The following is a 6,477-nucleotide window of genomic DNA, read 5'->3' on the forward strand; positions in this document are numbered from 1 at the left end:
GTCAACATACAGGTTCAACAAAACTATAGCGACTGTCACTATGAATCCAATAGTAACAGTCGCTATCATTATATAGATATTTAATGACTGTAGTTTATCGAATGCTTACTTTTATTTTATCGGCTGAAAAACAGCCGATAAAATTGTCGTGGCGGAAAATAGTATGGTTACCTTTTATAGTTTCCGTCCCAAAACCGTACTTTCTTGGAATGGAGAACGTAAAAGGAAGACAGTCTGAAACAGATACTGAACCTTTCAATCATACATTGATCATATCCGCTAAACAAATTTATCGGAAAAATTAAAAATACTCTCTTATTGCTCTGTTTGAGGATTAAGAAACTATTTTGAATTTCTACAAGTACGAATCTGGTTATTCCTGGTAGTCGAAGTACCACCAATAGGTGTCGCCAAACTCACGGCGCATTCTATTCCGTTCCTCTGTGTATGAGGTGAATCCAACTTGACGTTCCCTGTATGTAATGTAACGTTTGACCAAGGTGCTGTCGGTTATTTGCACTGGGTATTCGGGATGTGAGTCTCGATAAATCAACAGGGCTTCGCTGTAATGGCGAGGCAGCTCCTCCTCAATTTCATAGAGGTCATTCACAGCCTTAACAAACGTATCCAAATCTTTTTCGAGCAATAGAGCCGAGAGATAATAATCTAGAGCTGTGTATTTTCCCGTACCTTTGTAGCAGATGTTTTGCAAGAAAGTCAGCCACTTTTCGCCTGCATATGGCCGTACGCCTAGCAGATAATAGATGGAATCGTTAGTATAGCGATAGGTCTGAGTGGAGTCATCGGCAAAAAATAATCCGCCAGATCGGTAATGCTGCGGGAAAGTAAAAAGGCGTTTGCCCAGCTCACCGGTATGAGAGAGAGCTATTGAACGAAGTACGGTTAACGTCCGGGAAGCATCCAGCGATTTTTCTCCTGCCTTTAAGACTTGCTGATACTGCCGTAAACGTAAATGATGTTCGGCTTCCAGTTCGTGATGGAAAGCACGATTGGTATTTCCGATAAGCGCAGCCATCAAACAGAGTACTATCACTATCAGTATATTGCAATTCATAAGGATGATAGGATTGTTTTCGTGATTTAGCTGATTGCGGAAGATACGGCGCAGCCAATATGCCACTGCAATGTAAATCATCAGTACAAGCGGGAGCATCCAGCCCCAGAAAGTATGGTAACCGCCAGTGTAGACATCTTTTCCCACATCGGTCAATGCGCCTAAAATAAGGCAGGAAGGAAAATAAGATAAAGCACGCACATTACCCTTCAAGCCTAGCAGGCTGTTGACACCCCAGCGCAGTAACAATAAAATAACGGTGATGATAATGGCACTTGCCAAAGGGGCAAAATGTGTTTTGCCGTGAGCTAATGAAAAATGCAACGCTTCCAGGATATCGCTCTGGAAAACATATAGGTAGGTAAAGCTAAATGCAGAAAAAAGAAGACCGCATACGACAGTCTGTATGCGAGCAGTTTTTTTGTATGCGGTATGGATGTATTCACTCATATCTCTACGGGGTTCTAGTAAAATAAGGAGGTGTGCCTTGGAACTTGCCCAGACACGCCTCCTTTAGTTTATTTCTGGCGTTTGAGTACTACAGCCGAACGGGCAGGAATGTAGAGCTTAAGCCATTCTTTCTTTTCTTTCGCGTACAGCGGGTCGGCGCAGGTGAAATGGGCTACTGTATCATCAGCAAATCCAAAGCCACCGAATTCCTTACTGTCTGTATTCAACACCACATGATATTCGCCTCTCGGAACCAGAAATCCATAGTCGGTGAACGAGCGGGTCGGGTTGAAATTAAATACGAATATCAGGTCTTTCCGACGGTAAGCCAATACTTGGTCTCCATCATTGTGCCATACTTCTATGACATCAGTCTTCTGGATGTTCTTTACACTTTCGATAAGGTGTACCATGGCTGCGTCGAAATCGCCCAGATAGTGGTAACATAAAGTTGGGTCATCTACCAGGTGCCACTGACGGCGGGCATATTTATACGACCAACCATTGCCTTCACGTGGGAAGTCAATCCATTCCGGATGACCGAACTCATTACCCATGAAATTCAAGTATCCACCGTTAATGGTAGATGCCGTAAGCAGGCGTATCATTTTGTGCAGGGCGATACCCCGTTCTACAGTACCGTTTTCATCGCCGATGCGGAAATGCCAGTACATGTCCGCGTCTATCAACCGGAAGATAATGGTTTTGTCACCCACTAATGCCTGGTCGTGACTTTCGCAGTACGAGATGGTCTTCTCATCTTTTCTGCGGTTAGTTACTTCCCAAAACATGCTGGAAGGTTTCCAGTCCTCATCACGGCGTTCCTTGATGATTTTTATCCAGTAGTCAGGAATGTTCATTGCCATACGATAGTCGAAGCCGTAGCCTCCATCGGCGAAGGGTGCTGCCAGCCCCGGCATACCCGACACTTCCTCAGCAATAGTAATGGCACGCGGATTCACCTGATGTATCAATTTGTTTGCCAATGTGAGGTAACAGATAGCATTGTCGTCCTGATGGCCGTTGAAATAATCTTCATAGCTACAGAACGCCTCTCCCAGACCGTGGCTGTAATAAAGCATCGAAGTAACACCATCGAACCGGAACCCATCGAAATGGAACTCATCCAGCCAGTACTTGCAATTGGACAGCAAGAAGTGAAGCACTTCATTCTTTCCATAATCGAAGCAGAGCGAGTCCCAAGCCGGATGCTCTCGGCGGTCGCCTTGGTAGAAATACTGGCAAGGGTCTCCGGCAAAGTTGCCCAATCCTTCCACTTCATTCTTTACGGCATGAGAGTGCACAATGTCCATGATGACTGCCACGCCCATTTGGTGAGCTGTGTCGATAAGTTGCTTCAGTTCTTCAGGCGTTCCGAAACGGGAAGAAGGTGCAAAAAAGCTTGATACGTGATAGCCGAAACTTCCATAATAAGGATGTTCCTGAATGGCCATGACTTGAATACAGTTGTAACCGTCTTTTACCACACGCGGAAGCACATTTTCGCGGAATTCGTTGTATGTGCCCACTTTCTCGGCGTCCTGCGACATACCGATGTGGCATTCGTAAATCATCAGGGGCGAGATATTGGGATTGAAGACTTTTTTCTTGAACTTGTAAGGTTTGCTTGGGTTCCACACCTGCGCACTGAATATTTTGGTTTCGTCATCCTGCACCACACGGGTAGCCCACGCAGGAATGCGTTCGCCACATCCGCCTTCCCAATACACTTTCAGCTTGTACAGGTCGCCGTGCTTCATGGCTTTTTCCGGCAGATTGATTTCCCAGTTTCCACTATTCTTTACTTTCCTCAATTTGAACTTGGGTTGTTCCTGCCAGCCGTTGAAATCACCGATAAGGTAGATAGCAGTAGCATTGGGAGCCCACTCGCGAAAAGTCCATCCTTTTTCGGTGTGATGAAGTCCAAAATAAAGATGCCCGGTAGCGAAGTCTGCCAGGGTCTTCTTTCCAGTCAGTTCCTTTTCCTTGTCAATGGCATGCTGGTGTCTGCCTGTGATGGCATCCTTGTATGGTTCCAGCCAAGGGTCGTTCTTAATGATATTCAATTCTTCGTCCATGGTATTAGCCTTTTAATCTGTTTGCTTTTACTTTTATGATAATTTTTTTCACTCCATCGGGGGTTACGCCGGGCGCATGCGCGTCTTCAGGAAAGAAAATGGCGAACATGCCTGGCTTCACGGTCAGGTAGTCAGGTGCCAAGCCCTTATAGAAGGTAATATCTTTTTCCGCATTGTATTCTTCTTCGGGCAAGTCGGTGCGCGGCATGTAACCCATCAGCTCCACTCCCGAAAGCGGGATTTGAATGTCGATAAAGTTGTTGTGGGTCTCCAGCTTCGCCTCTTCTTTCGTTTTTGGACGGGTTTGCGAAAAGTTGACGGTGAGTTCACCTTCTTTCAGAGTCATTTTGCCCAATTCGTGGGCATTTAGGTCGGTTGCTTTCAAAAAAGCCAATGCATCGGCGAACAGCGGGTTCAACGACACATATTTTTCCATGTTTTCCAGTTTGTCGACAACCATAGTCGTATCGTTTTATAAGGTTTGATAATAGAAATTACTCAAAATCGTCTATCGTAAAGTTAGTAAAATCAGCAAAAGGCTTCATTTGCCTAAACACTTCAGCAGTCTGTTCCAAAAAATCGGGAACTTCAAAAAAGTTGTCTGATACCCGATAAGACACCGAATAATCCTTACAACAGAGATACTGGGGATAAGGAAAGTCTTTGGGAAATCCTTTTGGCAGGGTTTTCAAGTGCTCTTCGCCGATAACGGGGAAATACCGTCTGAAAGCAGGGGCTTCTACAATGGCGCGGAATTCGTCAATGTTGTCGTACACCGACTGCCGGACGGCCTTCAGCACATTTGCCGGCAGACACCAGCTACCTCCTGCCAACATGCAATTACCTGGCTCCAAGTGGATGTAATAACCACAATGATTTGATTTTTTGCCTTTGGCATTAATATATCCACCGATGTGCCGCTTGTAAGGCGACTTGTCTGAGGAGAAACGAATGTCGCGGTAAATGCGGTAAGTACAATCTTGCGGACGGACATGTGCCACGCTTTTATCGAACACAGCGATACGTGCGATAAGCGCGGCAAGCAGTTCGTTAAACATTTCCTGTACATGCAAATATTCCGCCTTATGTTCCTGAAACCAAATTCGGTTGTTGTTCGCCGCCAGTTGTTTCAGAAACTCTATTATCTCTGATATGTTCATGTCCTTTCTTTTTTGGTGACACAAACATACAAAAAAAGTTGGAAATAAGCCAACAAAGCGGAAGTATTTTACCACTCGCCAAGGATATTCAACAATTCGGTGTGTGTTTTACCGTTGGAAGCCAGGACTTGCCGTCCGGAATGGTACGTATTTCCTCCCTTGAAGTCGGTTACCTGGCCTCCTGCGTTTTGCAGGATAAGAGCACCTGCTGCAATGTCCCACGGTCCCAGAAAAGCCTCAATACGAGCCTCAAAGCGTCCAGCTGCCACATAACACAACTCGACTGCCGCAGCCCCCATCAGACGCAATCCTCCTACGTACCCATAAAGGCAGTCGACCAAATGTATGGCTATGGGCTTGTAAGCGTCCGAGTCGTAAGGAAAGCCTAAGGCAATAAAAGCATCTTCCAATGCGTTTACTTGTGACACGTGTATCTTGTTTCCGTTCAAGTACGAAGCGGATCCTTTGCAGGTCCAATAACATTCGTCATGTGTGATTTCGTAAACCACGCCCAGTAGCAATTCCTTTTGGTCACGCAAAGCAATGCTGACGCAATAGGGAGCATTGTTGTGAATGAAGTTAGTGGTGCCGTCCAGCGGGTCAACCAGCCAACAATATGGCGCATTTTCGTTTTGAGGCATACTTCCTTCTTCTGCAATGAAACTTGCTTCTGGAAGTAATTCATTGAGACTGGATACGAGACGTTTCTCTGACTCCTTATCTACGTATGACACATAGTCGTGTGCGTGTTTCTTCTCGACAGCATTCCAGTCGAATTTCTTCCGTTCTTCACGAATAAATGCACCAGCCTCGATAGCCACAGCGCGAACTTTTTCGGTAAGTAATGTTAAATCCATCATTGTATTCATAGATTGAGTGACACATCTTTGCCAAACGGTGCCAAGGATAACTTTGCCATCTTGAAATGTTGTTTGGCAAAAGGGATGCCGATAATAGTGATGAAAAGCAATAAGCCAAAGAAAATGTGCATAATCCATGCCATTAGCCCACCGAAAATAATCCATAACAGGTTGAGTGGGATACGAATGCATCCCATAGGTGATTCCGTATCCTTTACTTCTGCACCGAAAGGCCACAGGCAGAGCAGCCCAATCTTGAATGTTTGCAAGGCAACCGGTATACCGATGATGGTACAGGCAATAGCCAGGCTGCCTGTAAAATATCCGATTGCGGCTTCCAGTCCGCCAAAGAGCCACCACAATAAATTTCCGATGATTCTCATTCTTTATTCTATTTTTCCGTTAATGCGTTTGGGAGTTATAGCCAACCACTCTCCCTGGTTTTATCATAATCCTTGAATCGGCATACAAATATGGTAAAAAACTATTTCGAATTTCTCCAAAAAGTTTTTCTCATCTTGATGTATTCGTTTTCGTGTGTGCTCTAGGTAATTTGGGGGTCCTTTCCGTTTCTGTTCTTCGTCAGATACCCCCACTATCTTCCTCATAGTAAAGACACAAGATTTTGCGTCTCTCCTCCCCAATCAACACACGATAAATCCAAAGCAGTTTCTAAGAAGCTGTTTTGAATTTTTCCAAAAAGTTTTTCTTGGCTTGATGTATCCGTTTTCGTGTGTGCTTTGGACGATTTTTTGGTCCTTTCCGCTCCTGTTCTTCGTCAGATAGCCCGCTATCTTCCTCATCACAAAAGCGAAAATGCCTCAAAAACTCATCCCAAATCATCGCACGATAAA

The 6,477-nt window shown here is 44.9% G+C and carries 7 protein-coding genes; all 7 read right to left on the reverse strand.

Annotated elements, in window-relative coordinates; translation table 11 throughout:
• Positions 1–373: 373 nt before the first annotated feature.
• Complete coding sequence (locus tag B5F78_RS15455; protein WP_087251551.1) at positions 374–1,525, reverse strand: DUF6057 family protein; 1,152 nt, start codon at positions 1,523–1,525, stop codon at positions 374–376.
• Positions 1,526–1,593: 68 nt separating this feature from the next.
• Positions 1,594–3,603: an alpha amylase C-terminal domain-containing protein gene (locus B5F78_RS15460; RefSeq protein ID WP_022039490.1), complete on the reverse strand. Its 2,010-nt coding sequence runs from the start codon at positions 3,601–3,603 to the stop codon at positions 1,594–1,596.
• Between the two features lie 4 nt (positions 3,604–3,607).
• On the reverse strand, positions 3,608–4,063 hold the full coding sequence (locus tag B5F78_RS15465; RefSeq protein WP_022039489.1) for a YhcH/YjgK/YiaL family protein: 456 nt from the start codon (positions 4,061–4,063) through the stop codon (positions 3,608–3,610).
• Positions 4,064–4,097: 34 nt separating this feature from the next.
• Positions 4,098–4,763, reverse strand: a complete 666-nt coding sequence (locus B5F78_RS15470) for a DUF2461 domain-containing protein (RefSeq protein WP_022039488.1) — start codon at positions 4,761–4,763, stop codon at positions 4,098–4,100.
• 68 nt (positions 4,764–4,831) lie between these two features.
• Entirely contained in the window at positions 4,832–5,623 is a 792-nt protein-coding gene (locus tag B5F78_RS15475; protein ID WP_087407155.1) for an inositol monophosphatase family protein, read from the reverse strand.
• A 5-nt stretch (positions 5,624–5,628) separates the two neighbouring features.
• Positions 5,629–6,006: a YccF domain-containing protein gene (locus B5F78_RS15480; protein WP_087251549.1), complete on the reverse strand. Its 378-nt coding sequence runs from the start codon at positions 6,004–6,006 to the stop codon at positions 5,629–5,631.
• 289 nt (positions 6,007–6,295) lie between these two features.
• Positions 6,296–6,477: hypothetical protein (locus B5F78_RS17405; protein ID WP_204502738.1), on the reverse strand; the 182-nt coding region annotated here is incomplete at its 5' end.

The sequence above is a fragment of the Bacteroides sp. An279 genome (assembly GCF_002159615.1).
Classification (GTDB): Bacteria; Bacteroidota; Bacteroidia; order Bacteroidales; family Bacteroidaceae; genus Phocaeicola; species Phocaeicola intestinalis.